Annotated in this window: 16 protein-coding genes; 11 read left to right on the top strand and 5 right to left on the bottom strand. The window is 62.6% G+C overall.

Translation table 11 applies throughout. The annotated features are described in order from the left end of the window. Positions 1–101: 101 nt before the first annotated feature. Together OZ911_RS16990 and OZ911_RS16985 are read right to left on the bottom strand one after the other, a co-directional pair. On the bottom strand, positions 102–1700 hold the full coding sequence (locus OZ911_RS16990; protein WP_031311942.1) for a BCCT family transporter: 1599 nt from the start codon (positions 1698–1700) through the stop codon (positions 102–104). Positions 1701–1894: 194 nt separating this feature from the next. Next, positions 1895–2986 carry a tartrate dehydrogenase gene (locus OZ911_RS16985; protein ID WP_016487555.1) on the bottom strand — a complete coding sequence of 364 codons (1092 nt, stop codon included), beginning with the start codon at positions 2984–2986 and terminating at the stop codon, positions 1895–1897. A 97-nt stretch (positions 2987–3083) separates the two neighbouring features. On the opposite strand from OZ911_RS16985, the gene OZ911_RS16980 reads away from it, so the two are divergent. Beyond that, complete coding sequence (locus tag OZ911_RS16980; protein ID WP_016487554.1) at positions 3084–3995, top strand: LysR substrate-binding domain-containing protein; 912 nt, start codon at positions 3084–3086, stop codon at positions 3993–3995. A gap of 141 nt (positions 3996–4136) precedes the next feature. Here OZ911_RS16980 and OZ911_RS16975 read toward each other — a convergent pair whose 3' ends face one another. Continuing rightward, complete coding sequence (locus tag OZ911_RS16975; RefSeq protein WP_016487553.1) at positions 4137–4619, bottom strand: Lrp/AsnC family transcriptional regulator; 483 nt, start codon at positions 4617–4619, stop codon at positions 4137–4139. A 122-nt stretch (positions 4620–4741) separates the two neighbouring features. Between OZ911_RS16975 and OZ911_RS16970 the strand changes: the two genes are divergently transcribed. Together OZ911_RS16970 and OZ911_RS16965 are read left to right on the top strand one after the other, a co-directional pair. Continuing rightward, positions 4742–5773 (top strand): histone deacetylase family protein, encoded by a 1032-nt coding sequence (locus OZ911_RS16970; protein ID WP_023047754.1) that lies wholly within the window; start codon positions 4742–4744, stop codon positions 5771–5773. Between the two features lie 87 nt (positions 5774–5860). Further along, positions 5861–7267, top strand: a complete 1407-nt coding sequence (locus tag OZ911_RS16965; protein WP_023047753.1) for an amino acid permease — start codon at positions 5861–5863, stop codon at positions 7265–7267. Between the two features lie 115 nt (positions 7268–7382). On the opposite strand, the gene catR is transcribed toward OZ911_RS16965, so the two are convergent. Next, positions 7383–8255: an HTH-type transcriptional regulator CatR gene (gene catR, locus OZ911_RS16960; RefSeq protein WP_016487551.1), complete on the bottom strand. Its 873-nt coding sequence runs from the start codon at positions 8253–8255 to the stop codon at positions 7383–7385. A gap of 135 nt (positions 8256–8390) precedes the next feature. On the opposite strand from catR, the gene OZ911_RS16955 reads away from it, so the two are divergent. From OZ911_RS16955 to OZ911_RS16935, 5 genes are all read left to right on the top strand, one after another. Next, positions 8391–9512, top strand: a complete 1122-nt coding sequence (locus OZ911_RS16955) for a muconate cycloisomerase family protein (RefSeq protein WP_023047752.1) — start codon at positions 8391–8393, stop codon at positions 9510–9512. Between the two features lie 21 nt (positions 9513–9533). Continuing rightward, positions 9534–9824: a muconolactone Delta-isomerase gene (gene catC, locus OZ911_RS16950; protein WP_016487549.1), complete on the top strand. Its 291-nt coding sequence runs from the start codon at positions 9534–9536 to the stop codon at positions 9822–9824. 43 nt (positions 9825–9867) lie between these two features. Next, on the top strand, positions 9868–10803 hold the full coding sequence (catA, locus tag OZ911_RS16945; RefSeq protein WP_016487548.1) for a catechol 1,2-dioxygenase: 936 nt from the start codon (positions 9868–9870) through the stop codon (positions 10801–10803). A 246-nt stretch (positions 10804–11049) separates the two neighbouring features. Further along, positions 11050–11544, top strand: a complete 495-nt coding sequence (locus tag OZ911_RS16940) for a GNAT family N-acetyltransferase (RefSeq protein WP_016487547.1) — start codon at positions 11050–11052, stop codon at positions 11542–11544. Between the two features lie 163 nt (positions 11545–11707). Further along, a complete protein-coding gene (locus OZ911_RS16935; RefSeq protein ID WP_016487546.1) occupies positions 11708–13804 on the top strand; it encodes a putative bifunctional diguanylate cyclase/phosphodiesterase in 2097 nt (698 codons plus the stop codon). Positions 13805–13954: 150 nt separating this feature from the next. Here the strand turns inward: OZ911_RS16935 and OZ911_RS16930 are convergent, their stop codons facing one another. Then, a complete protein-coding gene (locus OZ911_RS16930) occupies positions 13955–14779 on the bottom strand; it encodes an aldo/keto reductase (protein WP_016487545.1) in 825 nt (274 codons plus the stop codon). 247 nt (positions 14780–15026) lie between these two features. Between OZ911_RS16930 and OZ911_RS16925 the strand changes: the two genes are divergently transcribed. The 3 genes from OZ911_RS16925 to creA all read left to right on the top strand — a co-directional run bounded on the left by OZ911_RS16925 (position 15027) and on the right by creA (position 19771). Then, the gene (locus tag OZ911_RS16925) at positions 15027–15905 is read left to right on the top strand and encodes a DMT family transporter (RefSeq protein WP_016487544.1); all 879 of its coding nucleotides are present in this window, start codon (positions 15027–15029) and stop codon (positions 15903–15905) included. 244 nt (positions 15906–16149) lie between these two features. After that, on the top strand, positions 16150–18405 hold the full coding sequence (katG, locus tag OZ911_RS16920; RefSeq protein ID WP_023047751.1) for a catalase/peroxidase HPI: 2256 nt from the start codon (positions 16150–16152) through the stop codon (positions 18403–18405). A 154-nt stretch (positions 18406–18559) separates the two neighbouring features. Next, entirely contained in the window at positions 18560–19771 is a 1212-nt protein-coding gene (gene creA, locus OZ911_RS16915) for a creatinase (RefSeq protein ID WP_268968376.1), read from the top strand. Positions 19772–19893: the final 122 nt, after the last annotated feature.

Below are 19893 nucleotides of genomic sequence, written 5' to 3'. Positions count from 1 at the left end.
AACGCGTACCTGCCGGTTAACAGGCCAGGCAAAAAAAATTGCAGACAGCAAGGGGGCTGCTAGGCAGCCCATCGCGGGCAAGCTCGCTCCTACAGGGTTAATCAGTGCACCGCAGCTGCACTGCGCGGGGCCTGTTCGGCAGGTGTTTCACCGGCCATGCGGGCAGCCTCTTCCTCGATGACGTGGGCCGGTACCTGGCCGTAGTCGGCGATCATCCACTTGAAAAAGCCATAGATCTTCACCAGCAGAATCACCATGAACGGGATTGCAGTGAGCACCACGGCGGTCTTCATGGTCGACAGCGAGGCCTTGGCGAACAGCATGGCCAGTGGCACCAGGGTCAGCACCACGCACCAGAACAGGCGGTGGGTGGGTGTCGGGTCGTCACCTTCACGCAGGTTGCGGGTGCTGGTGGCAGCCACCGCATAGGCCGCGGCATCCATGTGCGAGGCACAGAAGATGGCCATGATGAACAGGTACACACCGAGGAACACCTGGCCCCACGGCAAGGCCAGCAGCAGGTGCGTCACGGCCGATTCGCCGCCTTGTTCGGCGAGCATTTTCGGTACATCCACGGCGCCAGTGATGAACTGGTGCATGCTGTAGCTTTCCAGCGCGCCGAAGAAGAACCAGCAACCGAAACTGCCCCCCAGCAGCAGGGCCAGGACCACGTCCTTGATCTGCCGACCGCGCGAAACGCGGGTGACGAACATGGCCACACCCGGGGCGTACGACACCCACCACAGCCAGTAGAATACTGTCCAGTTGCGGGTGAAGGCGCCGTCGCCCGCCGGGTCGGTGAACAGGCTCATGTGCACGTAGTTCTGGATCATCAGGCCAATCGAGTTGGCGGTGTTGTTGAGGGTGAACTGGGTCGGGCCCACCAGCAGGACGACAGCGGCAAACACCAGCGCGCCGATGCACACCATCTTGCTCAGGCGCTGCAGGCCACCATCGATACCGATGTAAGAGCTGAGCGAGAACATCACTGCGACGCCACCGATCACCATCAATTGCACGGTGAAGGTATCCGGGGTGCCGGTCAGGTCATGCAGGCCGCGGGTCAGGGTCGAGGCGGTGAGGGCCAGCGACACAGTCAGTGCGCCCATCATGGTCAGCAGGAAGATCAGGTCGACGCTCCGGCCTACCGGCCCGGTGGCCTTGAAGCCCGTCACCGCTTCGATAACCGAAGCCAGGTTCAGGCCGCTCTTCTTGCGTACATGGAAGTGGTAGGCCATGGCCAGTGATGTCAGGGCGTAGATCGACCAGGCGCTGATGCCCCAGTGGAAGAACGAGTAGCCCACGCTGTACTCCAGTGCCTTGGGGGTGGCAGCAGCGATGTTCAGGCCCGGGGTCTGGTAATAGTAGGCCCATTCCATTACGCCCCAGTAGAGGGTCGACGAACCCATGCCGGCACAGATGAACATGAACACCCAGGTGGCGGTGGCATATTCAGGCTTGCCACTGCCCAGGCGGATGTTGCCGTACTTGCTGAAGGCCAGGTACAGCACGGCCAGGGTACTGCCAAACACCAGCACCTGCACGCTGGTACCGAAGGTGCGGGTGGACAGCTCGAACAACTGGTTGGCGGCGCTTTCAGCCTGGGCGGGGAAGGCTGCAAGGCCGATCACGGTGAGCAATACGGCGATCAGGCTCACGGTAATCAGGAACACATCAATCTTTTTATTCTTGTGCGACATCATCGTCTCCTGGACGTTGGCGTACTTGTTATACCCGGCAGGCATCCGGGGTGTTGCGGTACCACTCCTTCCTTGGGCGTTAACTACTGGTTAACCAATATCTAATGGTTAACAGATTTTGCATACAATCCACGTCGCTCGCAAGAGGCAAAGGGCCGATTGTCAGACACTTCTGACAATCGGCCCGGGTGTTATCAGGCTTCGATCAGCGCGGTGATGGCCTGGCCCACCTGCTGGGTAGACTGCTGGCCACCCATGTCGCGGGTCACGTCACCGGCGGCGATGACCTGCTCGATGGCTTTGAGGATGTCGTCGTGGGCGGCGCGGTAGCGTGGGTCGGCGCCTTCGTTGCCGAGGAAGTCGAGCATCAGTGCACCGGACCAGATCATCGCGATCGGGTTGGCGATGTTCTTGCCGTAGATGTCTGGCGCCGAGCCGTGCACCGGCTCGAACAGCGACGGGAATTTGCGTTCGGGGTTCAGGTTGGCCGAAGGCGCGATGCCGATGGTGCCGGCGCACGCCGGGCCCAGGTCGGACAGGATATCGCCGAACAGGTTCGAGGCCACGACCACGTCGAAGCGGTCCGGTTGCAGTACAAAGCGGGCGCAGAGGATATCAATGTGCTGCTTGTCCCAGCTGATTTCCGGATAATTGGCTGCCATCGCTGCGGTGCGCTCGTCCCAGTACGGCATGCTCACGGCCATGCCGTTGGACTTGGTGGCCGAGGTGACGTGCTTGCGCTCGCGGGTCTGGGCCACCTCGAAGGCGTACTTGAGAATGCGGTCGACGCCACGGCGGGTGAACACCGATTCCTGCAGCACAAACTCGTTTTCGGTGCCTTCGAACATGCGCCCGCCCAGCGACGAGTACTCGCCTTCGGTGTTTTCGCGGATAACCACGAAGTCGATATCGCCGGGTTCACGACCCGCCAGCGGGCAGGGTACGCCGGGGAACAGGCGCACCGGGCGAATGTTCACGTACTGGTCGAAGTCGCGGCGGAACTTGAGCAGCGAACCCCACAGCGAGATGTGGTCCGGCACTTTATCTGGCCAGCCCACGGCACCAAAGTACAGGGCGTCGAAACCTTTGAGCTGTTCGAACCAGTCATCCGGCATCATCTTGCCGTGGGCCAGGTAGTAGTCGCAGCTGGCCCACTCGAAGAACTCGAAGCTGATGTCCAGGCCGTGCTTGCGCGCGGCGGCCTCGACGACCCGAATACCTTCAGGCAGTACTTCGTTGCCGATGCCGTCGCCTGGGATTGCCGCGATTCTGAACGTCTTGCTCATGGGGTGCACTCGTTGTCTAGGGAACAGGTGCTGGTCATGCTATAAGGGCTTGAGCCGGAGATAATCTCGCCAATCATGGATTCTTGGAACACGATACGTGAATAATCTGCCCAACCTCGACGACCTCAACATCTTCCTGCAAGTGGCCAAGCGCGCCAGCTTTGCGGCCGTGGCCGATGAGCTGGGCATGTCGGCGGCGTATATCAGCAAACGCATCCGCATGCTCGAGCAAACACTGGAAGTGCGCTTGTTGCACCGCACCACGCGGCGGGTGACGGTGAGTGAGGAAGGCGAGCGGGTGTATCAGTGGGCTTTGCAGATATTCGATGCCGTACAGCGCATGGGTGATGACATCAGCGCCCAGCACCGCGAGCCGGCCGGGCAGTTGCGCATCGCCAGCAGCCTGGGGCTGGGGCGGCGCTTCGTGGCGCCGGCTTTGTCGGAGCTGGCCGAGCGCTACCCGCGGCTGGACATTCGCCTGGATGTGCACGATCGCCTGGTGGACCTGATCGCCGAAGGTGTCGACCTGGACATCCGCGTGGGCAACGCCATTGCCCCCAACCTGATCGCCAAGCCGCTGGCGCGTAACCGCCGGGTGCTCTGTGCTGCGCCGGCTTACCTGGCGCGGCGGGGTTCGCCCAAGGTGCTGGGCGACCTGGGCAGCCACGACTGCCTGGTGATCAAGGAACGTGACCACCCGTTTGGTGTGTGGCAACTGATGGGGCCGATGGGTGAAGAAAGCGTACGTGTGACGGGCGGCCTGTCGACCAACCATGGTGAAGTGGCGCACCAGTGGTGCCTGGATGGCCGAGGGATACTGCTGCGTTCATGGTGGGATGTGCATGACAGCCTGCAGGACGGGCGCCTGGTGCAGGTGCTGGAGGCCTATCACCAGCCGGCGGATATCTGGGCGGTATACACCTCGCCGCTGGCCAGCTCGGCCAAGGTGCGGGTGGCGGTGGACTTTTTCCGGCAGTACTTTGCCGAGCGCTACAGCTTGCCGGAGTAGGCCGAACCCAGATCATGTGCGCTCCGCTTTTGATTTTTTATGGGATCAACTGTCTTGCACCATCAATCAGGCTACCGCATCACCCTGCAGGAGCAGCACAAGGCTGCTCCTACAACAATCAAAAGCGCAGCGCGGTGGGTTTCAGGGCACGGGGATACGGGAAACCGCCTTCACTTCGCGCAGCGCCAGGCTTGACTGGATCGAGGCAATGCCTGGCTGACGGCGCAACACCTCTTCCACGAATCGCCCATAACTCTCCAGGTCATTTGCCAACACCGTCAGCACATAGTCAGCCTCGCCGGTTACCTTGTGGCAGGACAGCACCTGCGGCAGTTTCAATATCACCTGCTCGAACTCATCCGGTGCGTTGGCCGAATGGTTGCCAAAGCGCACCTGGGCAAACGCCATCACGTCGTAGCCCAGCTTCCTGCGGTCGAGGTTGGCCTGGTAATCCTTGATGATGCCCAGCTCTTCCAGCCGTTTGCGCCTGCGCCAGCAGGGCGTCACGGTCATCGACAAACGCTCGCCCAGCGCAGCGCTCGACAGGGTGCCGTCCTCCTGCAAAAGGCGCAGTAGCTCGCGGTCGGTGTCGTCCAAATGTTCGATAGCAAAGGCTTTGCTCATTGCCGGCCAATTCTGTGATTAATTTCCTCAAGCATCCGGTTTGGCTGAGCATAAAGCAAAGCATTTTCACGGTTCAGGCGCGAAAATTGGTTATCCGGTAACCCTTGAAAAAGGACATTCGTGTGCTGACAGTTTTTAGCAACAATCACCGCTTGCACCATGGCTCGGAACTCAAGGACGGCGCCATTACGCCATCGTTCGAAAACCCCCAGCGTGCCGACACCGTACTGGCCCGGGTGCGCAGCACGGGCCTTGGCGATGTCATTGCCGAACAGGCCTTCGACCGGGCCTGCTACGTGGCGGCGCACAGCGAGCGCTACGTAAGCTTCCTGGAAAACGCCTGGTCGGAATGGGCCGCCACCGGCAAAACCCACGATGCGCTGCCGCTGGTGTGGCCAGTGCGCGACCTGGCCATCGACCGTGAGCCCGGCTTCATCGACGGCAAGCTGGGCTTTTATGCCATGGACGCGGGGGCCCCGATCACCGCCGGCACCTGGGAGGCGGTGCGCAGCAGCGCCGATGTTGCCTTGACCGGCATGCAGCGCATCATCGACGGTGCCGACAGTGCCTTCGCCCTGTGCCGCCCACCGGGGCACCATGCGGCCCGGGAATACATGGGCGGCTATTGCTACCTGAACAACGCCGCCATCGCCGCCGAGCGCTGCCTGAGCCAGGGCGCCAGGCGCGTGGCTGTGCTGGATGTGGACTTCCACCACGGTAACGGCACACAGAACATCTTCTACGATCGCCCCGATGTGTTCTTTGCCTCCCTGCATGGCGACCCGCACGTGTCCTACCCGTATTTTTCCGGCTACGCCCATGAACAAGGCGCAGGCGCTGGCGAAGGTTTCAACGCCAACTACCCGATGGGCAAGGGCACCCGCTGGGCCCAGTACCAGCCGGCTTTGCAGGATGCACTCAAGCGCATTGTCGCGCACAAGCCGCAGTTTCTGGTTGTGTCGCTGGGGGTCGACACCTTCGAGGATGACCCGATCAGCCACTTCAAGCTTACCAGCGACGACTTCCTGCGCATGGGCGCCGAGATCGCCAGTGCCGGTATCCCGACCCTGTTCGTGATGGAGGGCGGTTACATGGTCGACGAAATCGGCATCAACGCAGTGAACACCTTGCAAGGTTTTGAAAGCGCGCGCTAACCCGCCTGAGAAGCCGTGACGAAGCCAGTAATGGGCGTCGCCACGGCACCGCGACATGTGACAGGCCAACAATAACAAGAGGTCGCCATGCAAGACATGCCCGCAAGCCTTGAGCAAAGCAAACCGGTAACGCCCGACCGTGACGGGCACCTGCAACGCACGCTGGAAAACCGCCACATCCAGCTGATTTCCATAGGGGGCGCCATTGGCACCGGCCTGTTCATGGGCTCGGGCAAGGTGATCGCGCTGTCCGGCACCTCGATCCTGTTGGTCTACGCCATCCTCGGGTTCTTCGTGTTCTTCGTCATGCGCGCCATGGGCGAGTTGCTGTTGTCCGACCTGCGCTTCAAGTCGTTCGCCGATATCGTTGCCCATTACCTGGGCTCGCGCGCCGGCTTTGTGCTGAGCTGGTCGTACTGGCTGAGCTGGAGCGTGGCGGTGGTGGGGGACGTGGTCGTGGTGGCCGGTTTTTTCCAGTACTGGTACCCCGATGCACCGGCCTGGCTACCCGCGTTCTTCACCCTGTTCGTGCTGCTGGGGCTGAACATGCTGGCGGTGAGGATTTTTGGCGAGGTAGAGTTCTGGTTCGGCATCATCAAGATCGTCGCCATCGTGCTGTTGATCATCACGGCAGCGGTCATGATCGCCACGTCCTATACCTCGCCCAATGGCGTGGTTGCCTCGCTGTCGCACGTGGTCGCGCCGGGTGCGGTGCTGCCCCATGGCATCAGCGGTTTCTTTGCCGGGTTCCAGATTGCCGTGTTTTCCTTTGCCGGTACCGAGCTGATCGGCACCACCGCAGCGGAAGCGAAGAACCCTCATCGCTCGCTGCCCAAGGCCATCAACACCATCCCCTTGCGCATTCTGCTGTTCTACATCCTGGCGCTGGTGTGCATCATCAGCGTGGTGTCGTGGGCCGAGGTGCCGGCCAACCGCAGCCCCTTCGTCGAACTGTTCCTGCTGGCCGGCTTTCCGGCGGCGGCCGGCATGATCAACTTTGTGGTATTGACCTCGGCTGCCTCTTCGGCCAACAGCGGTGTCTACTCGGGCTGCCGGATGCTGTTCGGGCTGGCCGAGCGGCGTAACGCGCCGGCCCTGTTCGCCAGGCTTTCGGCACTGAGCGTGCCGGTGTACAGCCTGGTGTTTTCCGGCGTGTGCATGCTGATCGGGTTGAGCCTGCTGTTCATCATCCCGGAGGTGATGACGGTGTTCACGCTGATTTCGACCGTGTCGGCAATCCTGGTGATCTTTACCTGGTCGATGATCCTTGCTGCGTACCTCGCCTATCGCAAACGCAACCCGGCTGCGCACAATGCTTCGGTGTTCAAGTTGCCGGGCGGGGTGCCGGTGGCGGTCACGACCCTGGGCTTTCTCGGCTTTGTGCTGGTGTTGCTGGCACTGCAGCCGGATACCCGCCTGGCATTGTGCGTGATGCCGTTGTGGTTCGTGTTCCTGTTGCTGGCCTACCGCCGCCGCGCTCAAGCGCATTCCTGAGCACAACACATACTCTGTGGGAGCGGGCATGCCCGCGAAGCAGGCGACGCGGTGGATGGCACGGGCTCTGCCCGTGATCGCGGGCGCGCCCGCTCCCACAGGGTGCAAGTTTTGTTCATAGTGCCTGTTGCTCGATCAACCCCAGGCACCGCTGCACGATCGGGCTCACATCACCCTTGCGCCGGCTCAGAATGATCGGGCTGACGGCGCTGCTATCGAGCAAGCCGACATATTCGATATCGGTGCGGTGTTGCTGTTGTACCGACGCCGGCACCAGCGTTACCCCCACGCCGACGGCCACCAGGCCGATGGCCGTCTGCAATTCGTTGGCCCACTGGCTGACGCGGATGCTCATGCCATGCTGGGCAAACAGCGCCAGCACGTGGTCGGCATAACTGGGCCGGGGGTTGGCCGGGTAGAGGATGAACGCCTCGCCAGCCAGCTGCGCCAGGCTGACCGGGCTGCCCGCCAGCGGGTGGCCCTTGGGCAGCACGGCCACCAGCGGGTCCTCCCGCAGAACCTCTTGGTGGATGGCCGCGTCGTCGATGCGAATGCGCCCGAAGGCGATGTCGATGCGCCCGCTCTTCAAGGCTTCCACCTGCTGCAGCGTGGTCATCTCGCTCAGGCCCAGTTCCAGCTCGCTGTCCTGGCGCAGCTCGCGGATCAGCTCTGGCAACACGTTGTACAGGGTCGAGGGGGCAAACCCGATGCCCAGCCACTGGCGCTGGCCCTGGCCAATGCGGCGGGTGTTGTCGCTGATGTTCTGCAGTTGCTGCAGCACGGTGCAGGTCTGTTCGTAAAAAAAACGACCGGCCTCGGTCAGCCGCAGCGGGCGTTCGCGCACGACCAGCAGGGTGCCGAGCTGGTCCTCCAGCTGGCTGATCTGCCGGCTCAAGGGGGGTTGGGCAATGTGCAGCAGCTCGGCGGCGCGGGTGAAGTTCAGGGTCTCGGCCAAGACTTTGAAGTAACGCAGGTGGCGCAGCTCCATCAGACCTCCAGGGTATGGTGGGAGATTCATTTGATATTGGACGGTCATCAGGGTCTCGCGCAATCCTTGAGCAATCAAGTAAATGCACCATTCGGGCCTGCAGCTGGCAGCCCGACCTGACGGGACCTGGCCACAATGACAAGCGCGCTGATTGAACGTATTGATGCAATTATCGTCGACCTGCCGACCATTCGCCCGCACAAGCTGGCAATGCACACCATGCAGCAGCAGACCTTGGTGGTATTGCGCGTGCGCTGCAGCGATGGCGTGGAAGGTATCGGCGAGGCCACCACCATCGGTGGCCTGGCCTATGGCTACGAAAGCCCCGAGGGCATCAAGGCCAACATCGACGCGCACCTGGCTCCGGCGCTGATTGGCCTGGCGGCAGACAACATCAATGCGGCCATGCTCAAGCTGGACAAGCTGGCCAAGGGCAACACTTTTGCCAAATCGGGTATTGAAAGCGCCTTGCTCGACGCCCAAGGCAAACGCCTGGGGCTGCCGGTGAGCGAGCTGCTGGGCGGCCGAGTGCGTGACAGCCTGGAAGTGGCCTGGACCCTGGCCAGCGGCGACACCGCCCGTGATATCGCCGAAGCGCAGCACATGCTGGAAATTCGCCGTCACCGGGTGTTCAAGCTGAAGATTGGCGCCAACCCGGTGGAGCAGGACATCAAGCACGTGGTGACGATAAAACGCGAACTGGGCGACAGTGCCAGCGTGCGGGTCGACGTCAACCAGTACTGGGACGAGTCCCAGGCCGTGCGTGCTTGCCAGGTGCTTGGCGACAACGGTATCGACCTGATCGAGCAACCGATCTCGCGCATCAACCGTGGCGGCCAGGTGCGCCTGAACCAGCGCAGCCCGGCCCCGATCATGGCCGATGAGTCGATCGAAAGCGTCGAGGACGCCTTCAGCCTGGCCGCCGACGGCGCGGCCAGCATCTTCGCCCTGAAAATCGCCAAGAACGGTGGCCCGCGAGCTGTGTTGCGCACTGCGCAAATCGCCGAGGCCGCCGGTATAGCGCTGTATGGCGGCACCATGCTCGAAGGCTCTATCGGCACCCTGGCCTCGGCCCATGCCTTCCTTACCCTGCGCCAACTGACCTGGGGCACCGAGCTGTTCGGCCCGCTGCTGCTGACCGAAGAAATCGTCAACGAGCCGCCGCAGTACCGCGACTTCCAACTGCACATCCCCCGCACCCCAGGCCTGGGCCTGACCCTGGACGAACAGCGCCTGGCGCGCTTCGCCCGTTGCTGATCAGCCAACAAGGAGATAATCATGCTGTTCCACGTGAAGATGACCGTGAAACTGCCGGTCGACATGGACCCGGCCAAGGCCACCCAGCTCAAGGCTGATGAAAAGGAACTGGCCCAGCGCCTGCAACGTGAAGGGACCTGGCGCCACTTGTGGCGCATTGCCGGGCACTACGCCAACTACAGCGTGTTCGACGTGCCCAGCGTCGAGGCGCTGCACGACACACTGATGCAGCTGCCGCTGTTCCCGTACATGGACATCGAGGTCGACGGCCTGTGCCGGCATCCCTCGTCGATTCACAGCGACGACCGCTGATCCGCACCTGTCTGCCTGACAAGAACAATATGAGGTACGCACGATGACCGTGAAAATTTCCCACACTGCCGACATTCAAGCCTTCTTCAACAAAGTGGCTGGCCTGGACCACGCCGATGGCAACCCGCGCTTCAAGCAGATCATCCTGCGTGTGCTGCAGGACACCGCGCGCCTGGTCGAAGACCTGGAAATCACCGAAGACGAGTTCTGGCACGCCATTGATTACCTCAACCGCCTGGGGGGCCGTAACGAGGCTGGCCTGCTGGCCGCAGGCCTGGGTATCGAGCACTTCCTCGACCTGCTGCAGGACGCCAAGGATGCTGAGGCCGGCCTGAGCGGTGGCACCCCGCGTACCATCGAAGGCCCGCTGTACGTCGCCGGGGCGCCGTTGGCACAAGGCGAAGCGCGCATGGACGACGGTACCGACCCCGGCGTGGTGATGTTCCTGCAGGGGCAGGTGTTCGATGCCGACGGCAAGCCGCTGGCCGGCGCCACCGTCGACCTGTGGCACGCCAACACCCAAGGTACCTATTCGTACTTCGACTCGACCCAGTCCGAGTACAACCTGCGCCGCCGCATCATTACCGACGCCGAGGGGCGCTACCGTGCGCGCTCCATCGTGCCGTCGGGTTATGGCTGCGACCCGCAGGGCCCGACCCAGGAGTGCCTTGACCTGCTCGGCCGTCATGGTCAGCGACCGGCGCACGTGCACTTCTTCATCTCGGCACCGGGGCACCGCCACCTGACCACGCAGATCAACTTCGAGGGTGACAAATACCTGTGGGACGACTTTGCCTACGCCACCCGCGACGGTTTGATCGGCGAGCTGCGGTTTGTCGAGGACGCTGCTGCGGCGCGTGATCGCGGCGTGCAAGGCGAGCGTTTTGCCGAGCTGGCGTTCGACTTCCACCTGCAGGGGACCACGGCGCCGGAGGCCGAGGCCCGCAGCCACCGGCCGCGTGCGTTGCAGGAAGGCTGAGACCTTTGGGGCTGCTGCGCAGCCCATTCGCGGCACAAGGCCGCTCCCACAGGGATCGCGCGCGACAGTGCCATCGTGCAATCCCTGTGGGAGCGGCCTTGCGCCGCGAATGGGGCGCGTAGCGCCCCCACAATGCTGACCATTTTTCGCTGTGTTTTTGCCTGGGCCTTTCCGTGCGGGGAGGGCCCGGGCTTTTTGCTGCCGGGGCCGGTGATCTAGAATCGATCTTTTGCCCGAGCCCCGCCCATGCTGCCCATCGCGCTGCTGCCAACCACCGCTGACCAGGCTCCGCTGGTCCGCAACCTCTACCAGTTCTATGCCTACGAGTCCTCCGACTGGGAGCAGGAAGACGTCGAAGTGGATGGTCGTTTCTACATCCACGACGAGCACCTGCAACGCTACTGGCAGGACGAGGGCTGGGGCGCGTACCTGGTGCTGGCGGACGGTTTCATCGCCGGTTTCGTGCTGGTGGAACGCAGTGAGCTGCCGGGCATTCACGCGCTTGAACTGGCTGACCTGTTCATCCTGAAAAAGTACCGCCGCCAGGGCATCGGCCAGGCGGTAGCGTTGCAGCTGCTGGGCGGCGAGGGCGACTGGTTGCTGCGGTGCTACGCACACGACGCACCGGCCGTGGCGTTCTGCAGCGCCGTACTGGCGAACCTGTCGCGCCCGGCACAGGCCATTACGCTGACGGATGAACCGGACCTGCTCAGTTTCCTGGTGAGCGGCGCCCGGCATTGAGGATTGGCCGGCCGTTGTGCGACGTTGAAGCGGAATAGCGACATTTTTGTGAGCTACTTCACAAAATCGTCATGGGCGGCATAATGCCATCAACGCCTCCCTAGACCTGGCAACCGCTTGCCGGGGTCCTTTTTCTTGCGCTTCGAAGGTTCAGGTAAAGTTCATGTCGCTAGCTGCAAACCCCGACATCATGTACCGGCTGTTGATTCAGAGCGTGGTGGATTACGCCATCTACCTGCTCACCCCCGAGGGTATCGTCGCCAACTGGAACCCCGGTGCCCAGCGCGCCAAGGGCTACCTTGCCGATGAAATCGTCGGCCAGCATTACTCGTTGTTCTACCCCGATGCCGAGCGTGCAGCCGGGCGGCCAGCGCTAAACCTTGAACAGGCGCGGCGCACGGGGCGTTTTGAAGAAACAGGCTCCCGCCTGCGCAAGGACGGCACGGCGTTCCACGCCCATGTAGTGATTGAAGCCGTGTACGACGATGCCGGGCAACTGGTGGGGTTCGCCAAGGTCACCCGCGACATTTCCGAACGCCGCCGCCAGGAACTGGAGCTGCTGCAGGCCAAGGAGCTGGCCGAGCAGTACAGCCAGGAAATGGCCAAGCTGTCGCAATTCCTGGACTCGGTCATTGCCAATATTCCCGCCAGCGTCATTGTCCAGGACCTGGAAAGCCAGCGCATCCTGTTGGCCAACCAGCAGGCCGAGCGCCTGTTCGGCGGCCCAGGGCGCAGCATGATCGGCCAACTGCCTGGCGAATGCCTGAGCCCGGCGGCCGCCGACTACCTTGAGCAGCAGCTGGCCCGTGGTGCCCGTAACACCAAAGGCCATGCTGCCGAGACCCGGGTCGAGACCGCCCGTGGTCCACGGACCCTGCGCAGCCGTACCTTGCTCAGCCAGCACTCCGAGGGCCAGGCGGATTACGTGCTGTTTGTCGCCGAAGATGCCACCGAGGAACTGGCGGCCCACGCACAGATTCACCACATGGCGCACCATGATGCGCTTACCGGGCTACCCAACCGCACCTTGTTCCACGAACGCCTGCGCCAGGCGCTGGTGCGTGGCAGCGAGAACGCCAAGCTGACCGCCGCCCTGTGCCTGGACCTGGACAACTTCAAGAACATCAATGACTCCCTTGGCCATGCCTTCGGCGACAAGCTGCTGCGCGAGCTGGGCAAACGCCTGCGCCGCGAGCTGCGCGAGCACGACACCCTGGCCCGGCTGGGTGGTGACGAGTTTGCCGTGGTACTGACCGGGCTCGATGGCCGCGATGCTGCGTGCAACACTGCGCAGCGGCTGATCAACGCGATCAGCCCGCCGTTCCGGATCGAAGGGCACCAGTTCTCCGTGGGGGTAAGTATCGGCATCGCCATCGCCCCGGATGACAATGATCAGGCCGAGCAGCTGCTGGGCTACGCCGACATGGCGTTGTACGAGGCCAAGCGCAACGGCCGCAATCGCTACGAATGCTTCGACGTGGAGCTTGACGTCGCTGCCCGCCAGCGCCGCCTGGTGGAAACCGACTTGCGCACAGCGCTGCACCTGGGCCAGTTGCAGCTGCATTACCAACCCGTGGTGGACCAGAAAACCAGTAGCGTGACCGGTTATGAGGCATTGCTGCGCTGGGAGCACCCGACCCGGGGCATGGTCATGCCCATGGACTTCATCCCTATCGCCGAGGAAACCGGGCTGATTCATGAACTGGGTATCCGGGCCTTGAACCTGGCCTGCCAGGAAGCGGCCAGCTGGGACAGTGAGCAGACGGTGTCGGTCAACCTGTCGCCGGTGCAGTTCAAAAATGCCAACCTGGTGCAGCTTGTCGCCTTGGCCCTGGCCGACTCGGGCCTGCCGGCGCAGCGCCTGGAGCTGGAAATAACCGAGTCGGTGTTGCTGGGTAACAGCGACGAAAACGTGCGCACCTTGCGCGCGCTGAAGGACTTGGGGGTATCGATTTCGCTGGACGATTTTGGAACCGGCTATTCATCGCTCGGCTACTTGCGCTCGTTCCCGTTCGACCGGATCAAGATCGACAAGTCGTTCGTGCATGACATGTGCGACAGCCGTGAAGCAATGTCGATCATCCGCGCCATTACCGACCTGTCCAACAGCTTGATGATCAAGACCACGGCCGAAGGGGTGGAGTCGCAAGAGCAGATGCGCCGGCTGGCGGCGGAGGGGTGCTCGCATTTCCAGGGCTACCTGTACGGGCGGCCGGCACCGGCGAGCGAGCGGTTGAAGCAGGTCATTACGCCAGGCTGATGGCTCACGCAGCCTCAAATTTTAAGAGCTTGTGCAATCCTTGTGGGAGCGGCCATGCCCGCGAACACCGGCGCAGCCGGTGCCAGCCACCGAGTTGGCTTCTTCGCGGGCACGCCCGCGCCCACAAGGTCCGTGTCGCGCTTACGAATTTCAGCTATTCCAGTCTGGCGCAAACGGCGGGCTTACCACGCGCTGGTCTTTCGGCAATTGGGCAATCGCCGTGCGGTCTTCGTCGTCCAGTTGCACGTTCAATGCAGCCAGGTTGGCCAACTGGTTCTCGCGGCTGCTGGCTTTGGGGATCGCCGCCACACCGTCCTGGTCCAGCAACCACTTCAGTGCCACCTGGCTGGGCAGCACGCCATGCTTGCGGGCAATCGCCTGGATCACTGGCTGCGCCGCCGCCTGGCCCCGGGCCAGCGGGGTGTAGGCGGTGAGCAACAGGTCATGGCGGCGGGCGTAGTCGAGCAGCGGTTGCTGGCCGAGCAGCACGTGGTATTCCACCTGAATCGCCGACAACGGCGCACCCAGGGTTTCCACCACCTGGCGCAGCAGGCCCAGCGGGAAGTTGGCCACGCCAATATGCCGTGCTTTGCCCTCGTCACGCAGCGCAACCAGGGTGTCGATACTGCGCGCCAGGTCCCAATCCTTGCCGGGCCAGTGGATATGGAACAGGTCGACCTGCTCGGTGCCCAATGCGCGCAGGCTGTCTTCCAGCGACTGGCGCATGGCCTTGGGCTCCAGGCGGTCCCACCACACCTTGGTGGTGAGGTGGATCTGTTCGCGTGGTACGTCGCTGTCGCGCAGGGCCTGGCCAACGGCCGCTTCGTTTTCGTAGGCTGTGGCAGTGTCGATGTGCCGGTAACCCAGGTCCAGCGCCTGGTGCACGGCCTGGGTGCATTCGGTGCCGGTCATCGGCCAGGTGCCCAGGCCGATTGCAGGCAGGTCCAGACCGTTTCGGGTGGTGAGCCTTTGCATGTAAATTCCTTGTAGGGTGTGCAGGGTTCGCACTCGATGGTCGGCGATCAGCGAAGCGCGGGCCATGCGTTCGAGGCACAAACTGGTCGATCAGCGAACAGTATTTGCCGTCAGCGTGGGCAAGCGGCAATTGAACTTCCTTATCCTGCGGCATCTCTTCTAGAATTCGAGCTGTTGCATCCGCCGGGCCACGCCTGCGCGGCCTTCCCTGGGCGTGGCATGTCGCCGCGCCGTCATCGAGAGAGCCATGAGTTCCAGCACACCGCTGTCCGGCGTCAACCAACCCTTGCGGGGTATCGCACTGGTGGTGGGAGCGACGTTCCTGTTCGCCAGCCACGATGCCCTGTCCAAATTCCTCGGCGGCCTTTACCCGATCGTGATGGTGGTGTGGGCACGTTATGTGGTGCATACGCTGCTGATGGCCGGCATTTTTCTGCCCAAGTCTGGCCTCAACGTATTGCGCACCCGCCGGCCGGTATTGCAGACCTTGCGGGCCTTGAGCCTGCTGAGCACCAGCTTGCTGTTCACCAGCGGCCTTCAGTACCTGCCGCTGGCTGAGGCGACGGCGGTCAACTTCCTTGCCCCGGTGCTGGTCACCGCGTTGTCGGCGCCGCTGCTCAAAGAGCGGGTGACGGTGGGGCAGTGGGTGGCGGTAGTGCTGGGTTTCATCGGCGTGCTGGTGGTGGTGCACCCGGGTGGTGCGATGTTTACCCCGGCCATTCTGTACCCGTTCGGTTCGGCGTTGGGCTTCTGCTTCTATCAGCTGCTGACGCGCATTCTGGCTGCACATGACAGCCCGACTACCAGCAACTTCTATGCAGGGCTGTGCAATACCCTGGCAATGAGTGCACTGGTGCCGTTCTTCTGGGAGGTGCCGCGGTGGGACCATGCCCTGCTGATGCTGGCACTGGGCGGCTTTGGCATGACTGCGCACCTGCTGCTGACCCAGGCCTTCCGCCATGCGGCACCGGCGTTGCTGGCGCCGTTCAGCTACTGCCAGATCGTGTTTGCCGGTTTGCTTGGGCTTGTATTCTATAGCCAGGTGCCGGATACCTTGAGCCTGGTGGGGATTTCGGTGATCTGCCTCAGTGGGCTGGGGGCGGCGTGGATGCAGCGGCGCAAGTAAAACCTGTACCGCCTGTTCGGATTGATGCGCGGGTTTACCTGCGAAGAGGCCGGTACAAGCAAACCTGACAGAGCCAGCCTATCACCCTCTAACAGCCACTCTATTAGAACTCTGCCCAAGCTCGTCTAGTCTTTCCCGTGGCCCCGTGTAGACCTGATGAGGGGTAGCACGACCCCCTCGCTCGGCTGAAAGAACACCTGGCATAGACCGGAAATCTGGATAACCGACCCAAAGGTACCCGCAGATGTCGAACGAATCGAAATGCCCGTTCCATCAAACCGCAGGTGGCGGCACCACCAACCGTGACTGGTGGCCTGACCAGCTCAACCTTCGAATTCTTCACCAGCATTCGTCGAAGTCCAGCCCCGATCCGGACTTCGACTATGCCAAGGCGTTCAAAAGCCTCGACTTCCAGGCCCTGAAGAACGACCTGACTGCCCTGATGACCGACTCGCAGGACTGGTGGCCTGCCGACTTCGGCCACTATGGCCCGCTGTTCATCCGCATGGCCTGGCACAGCGCCGGCACCTACCGCATTGGCGATGGCCGCGGCGGCGCGGGCTCGGGGCAGCAACGTTTCGCCCCGCTCAACAGCTGGCCGGACAACGTCAGCCTGGACAAGGCCCGGCGGCTGCTGTGGCCGATCAAGCAGAAGTACGGCAACAAGATTTCCTGGGCCGACCTGATCGTGCTCACCGGCAACGTTGCTCTCGAATCCATGGGCTTCAAGACTTTCGGCTTCTCGGGCGGGCGCGCTGATGTATGGGAGCCGGACGAAGATGTGTACTGGGGTTCGGAAAAGGTCTGGCTGGGTGGCGATACCCGCTACGGCAAGGAACAGGTCAAGGCGCAGCCACCCGGGCAGGGTGACCTGGTGGCCGAGCCGGCCAAGCATGGTGAAGAGCAGAACCGCGACCTGTCGGCTGAGCGTAACCTGGAAAACCCGCTGGCCGCCGTACAGATGGGCCTGATCTACGTGAACCCGGAAGGCCCGGAAGGCAACCCAGACCCGGTGGCCTCTGGCCGGGACATCCGTGAAACCTTTGGCCGCATGGCCATGAACGATGAAGAAACCGTGGCGTTGATCGCCGGTGGCCACGCCTTCGGCAAGACCCACGGTGCCGGCCCCGCCGACAACGTCGGCCCCGAACCCGAAGCGGCAGGCCTGGAGTTGCAGGGCCTGGGTTGGCCCAACAAGTTTGGTTCAGGCAAAGGTGGGGATACCATCACCAGCGGCCTGGAAGTGACCTGGACCTCCACCCCGACCAAGTGGAGCAACGAGTACCTGAACAACCTCTTCAACTTTGAGTGGGAGCTGACCAAAAGCCCGGCCGGCGCGCATCAGTGGCAGCCGAAAGAGGGCAAAGGCGCAGGCACAGTGCCAGATGCCCACGATCCAGGTAAAAAACATGCACCGTCCATGTTGACCTCTGACCTGGCGCTGCGCTTCGACCCCATCTACGAGCCGATCGCTCGCCGCTTCAAGGACAACCCTGACCAGCTGGCGGATGCCTTCGCCCGCGCCTGGTACAAGCTCATCCACCGCGACATGGGCCCACTGGCGCGCTACCTGGGCCCGGAAATGCCCAATGAAGAGTTGCTGTGGCAAGACCCGTTGCCCAAGGCCGATCCAGCCGCGATCAGCGAGCAAGACATCGCAGACCTCAAAACCAGGATTCTGGCTTCGGGCTTGACTGTGGGTGAGCTGGTCTCCACCGCGTGGGCATCCGCGTCGACCTTCCGTGGCTCCGACAAGCGCGGGGGGGCCAATGGCGCACGTTTGCGCCTGGCGCCGCAGAAAGACTGGGCTGCCAACCAGGGTGTAGACAAGGTGCTGGCGGCGCTGGAGAAGATACAGGGCGAGTTCAATAGCGGCGGCAAAAAGGTCTCCCTGGCCGACCTGATCGTACTGGCCGGTACTGCAGCCGTTGAAAAAGCTGCCCGGGATGCTGGCTACAGTGGCAGCGTCGGGTTCCGCCCGGGCCGCGTCGATGCGTCCCAGGCGCAGACCGACGTCGAGTCGTTCGCCGTGCTGGAGCCGTTGGCCGATGGCTTCCGCAATTTCGCCAAGGCTCGCTACAGCGTCAAGGCCGAAAAGCTGTTGCTGGACAAGGCCCAGTTGCTGACCCTGACTGCGCCGGAACTGACCGTGCTGATCGGCGGCCTGCGGGTGCTGGGTGCCAACCATGGCGGCAGCCAGCAGGGCGTGTTCACCGACAAGCCCGGCACCTTGAGCAACGACTTCTTCCGCAACCTGCTGGACATGGGCGTGGAATGGAAGTCGACGTCGCCGGACGACGAAACCTTCGAAGGCCGCGACCGCAAGACCGGGCAGGTTAAATGGAACGCTAGCCGGGTTGACCTGGTGTTTGGTTCGCATGCCCAGTTGCGGGCGCTGAGCGAGGTGTATGGCAGCAGTGACGGGGGTGACAAGTTCGTTCGGGACTTTGTGGCCGCCTGGCAGAAGGTCATGGAGCTGGACCGTTTTGACCTGAAGTAAAGGTGTTATGGGGGGCGCAAAGCGCCCCCTTGGCCCTGGTGATCCCGCCAATTCCAGGTCGGATAGGTACAAAAGCGTCCTCGTCGGTTCTGTTGCAATGCTTCTCAGGCAGCCAGCCTGAACAGCGTGCTTACAACGACAAGGAACCCCGACCATGCAAATGCCAAAGACCCTCAAAATCCGCAATGGTGACAAGGTGCAGCCGACCTTTTCGGCGCAGGAGTATGCGGCTCGACATGCGCGGCTGCGGGCCTACATGGCAGACCAGGACATTGAGGCGGCGATCTTCACCTCGTACCATAACGTCAATTACTACAGTGATTTCCTCTACTGCTCGTTTGGCCGTCCCTATGCGCTGGTAATCACCCAGGACAAGGTTGTCTCTATCAGCGCCAACATTGATGGCGGCCAGCCATGGCGGCGTACCGTCGGCACTGACAACATCGTCTACACCGACTGGCAACGCGACAACTACTTCGTTGCCATCCAGCAGGCGCTGCCGCTGGCCTCGCGTATTGGCGTCGAATACGACCACCTCAACCTGCAGAACCATGCCAAGCTGGCCGCCTGCTACCCCAAAGCCGAGCTGCTGGACATTGGCGCGCCTTGCATGCGTATGCGCATGATCAAATCGGCCGAGGAACAGGCGCTGATCCGCCATGGTGCACAGGTCGCGGACATTGGCGGCGCGGCAATTGTAGAGGCGCTGCGCGACCAGGTGCCTGAGTACGAGGTGGCGCTGCATGCCACCCAGGCAATGGTCCGCGAAATCGCCAAGCGCTTCCTCGATGCGGAGCTGATGGACACCTGGACCTGGTTCCAGTCCGGGCTCAACACCGATGGCGCACACAACCCAGTGACCAGCCGCCGCGTCGGCAAAGGTGAAATCCTGAGCCTCAACTGCTTCCCGATGATCGCCGGCTACTACACCGCGCTGGAGCGCACACTGTTCCTCGACCACTGCCCGGATGAATACCTGCGCCTGTGGCAGGCCAACGTGGAAGTGCACGAGGCGGGGTTGAAACTGGTACGCCCGGGCATGCGCTGCAGCGACATCGCCCGTGAACTGAACGAAATCTTCCTGCGCCATGACCTGCTGCAGTACCGCACCTTCGGTTATGGCCATTCGTTCGGCACCCTGAGCCACTACTACGGGCGCGAAGCGGGGCTGGAGCTGCGCGAAGACATCGACACAGTGCTGGAGCCTGGCATGGTGGTGTCGATCGAACCGATGATCATGCTGCCCGAAGGGCGACCGGGGGCGGGTGGGTATCGCGAGCATGACATCCTGATCGTCAACGACAAAGGCGCCGAGAACATCACCAAATTCCCGTATGGGCCGGAGCACAACATCATTCGCAAATAAACACCGAAGCTGGCCTCATCGCCGGCAAGCCAGCTCCCATAGCTACTGCATAGCACGCAATACCTGTGCAGTCCCTGTGGGAGCGGGCTTGCCGGCGATGAGGCCAGCCCGGACAACAAAAA

It is taken from the genome of Pseudomonas fortuita, from assembly GCF_026898135.2.
GTDB classification, from domain to species: Bacteria; Pseudomonadota; Gammaproteobacteria; order Pseudomonadales; family Pseudomonadaceae; genus Aquipseudomonas; species Aquipseudomonas fortuita.
The sequence above is the reverse complement of the archived record's forward strand: the minus strand, read 5'-3'. Positions and strand labels throughout refer to the sequence as shown.

What these genes read in the sequence shown, in the direction of transcription:
- OZ911_RS16930 (WP_016487545.1), bottom strand. Translation starts at nt 14,779, where the DNA reads ATGCAAAGGCTCACCACCCGAAACGGTCTGGACCTGCCTGCAATCGGC.
- OZ911_RS16955 (WP_023047752.1), top strand. Translation starts at nt 8,391, where the DNA reads ATGACAAGCGCGCTGATTGAACGTATTGATGCAATTATCGTCGACCTG.
- OZ911_RS16975 (WP_016487553.1), bottom strand. Translation starts at nt 4,619, where the DNA reads ATGAGCAAAGCCTTTGCTATCGAACATTTGGACGACACCGACCGCGAG.
- OZ911_RS16965 (WP_023047753.1), top strand. Translation starts at nt 5,861, where the DNA reads ATGCAAGACATGCCCGCAAGCCTTGAGCAAAGCAAACCGGTAACGCCC.
- OZ911_RS16940 (WP_016487547.1), top strand. Translation starts at nt 11,050, where the DNA reads ATGCTGCCCATCGCGCTGCTGCCAACCACCGCTGACCAGGCTCCGCTG.
- catA (WP_016487548.1), top strand. Translation starts at nt 9,868, where the DNA reads ATGACCGTGAAAATTTCCCACACTGCCGACATTCAAGCCTTCTTCAAC.
- OZ911_RS16990 (WP_031311942.1), bottom strand. Translation starts at nt 1,700, where the DNA reads ATGTCGCACAAGAATAAAAAGATTGATGTGTTCCTGATTACCGTGAGC.
- OZ911_RS16925 (WP_016487544.1), top strand. Translation starts at nt 15,027, where the DNA reads ATGAGTTCCAGCACACCGCTGTCCGGCGTCAACCAACCCTTGCGGGGT.
- katG (WP_023047751.1), top strand. Translation starts at nt 16,150, where the DNA reads ATGTCGAACGAATCGAAATGCCCGTTCCATCAAACCGCAGGTGGCGGC.
- catR (WP_016487551.1), bottom strand. Translation starts at nt 8,255, where the DNA reads ATGGAGCTGCGCCACCTGCGTTACTTCAAAGTCTTGGCCGAGACCCTG.
- catC (WP_016487549.1), top strand. Translation starts at nt 9,534, where the DNA reads ATGCTGTTCCACGTGAAGATGACCGTGAAACTGCCGGTCGACATGGAC.
- OZ911_RS16935 (WP_016487546.1), top strand. Translation starts at nt 11,708, where the DNA reads ATGTCGCTAGCTGCAAACCCCGACATCATGTACCGGCTGTTGATTCAG.
- OZ911_RS16985 (WP_016487555.1), bottom strand. Translation starts at nt 2,986, where the DNA reads ATGAGCAAGACGTTCAGAATCGCGGCAATCCCAGGCGACGGCATCGGC.
- creA (WP_268968376.1), top strand. Translation starts at nt 18,560, where the DNA reads ATGCAAATGCCAAAGACCCTCAAAATCCGCAATGGTGACAAGGTGCAG.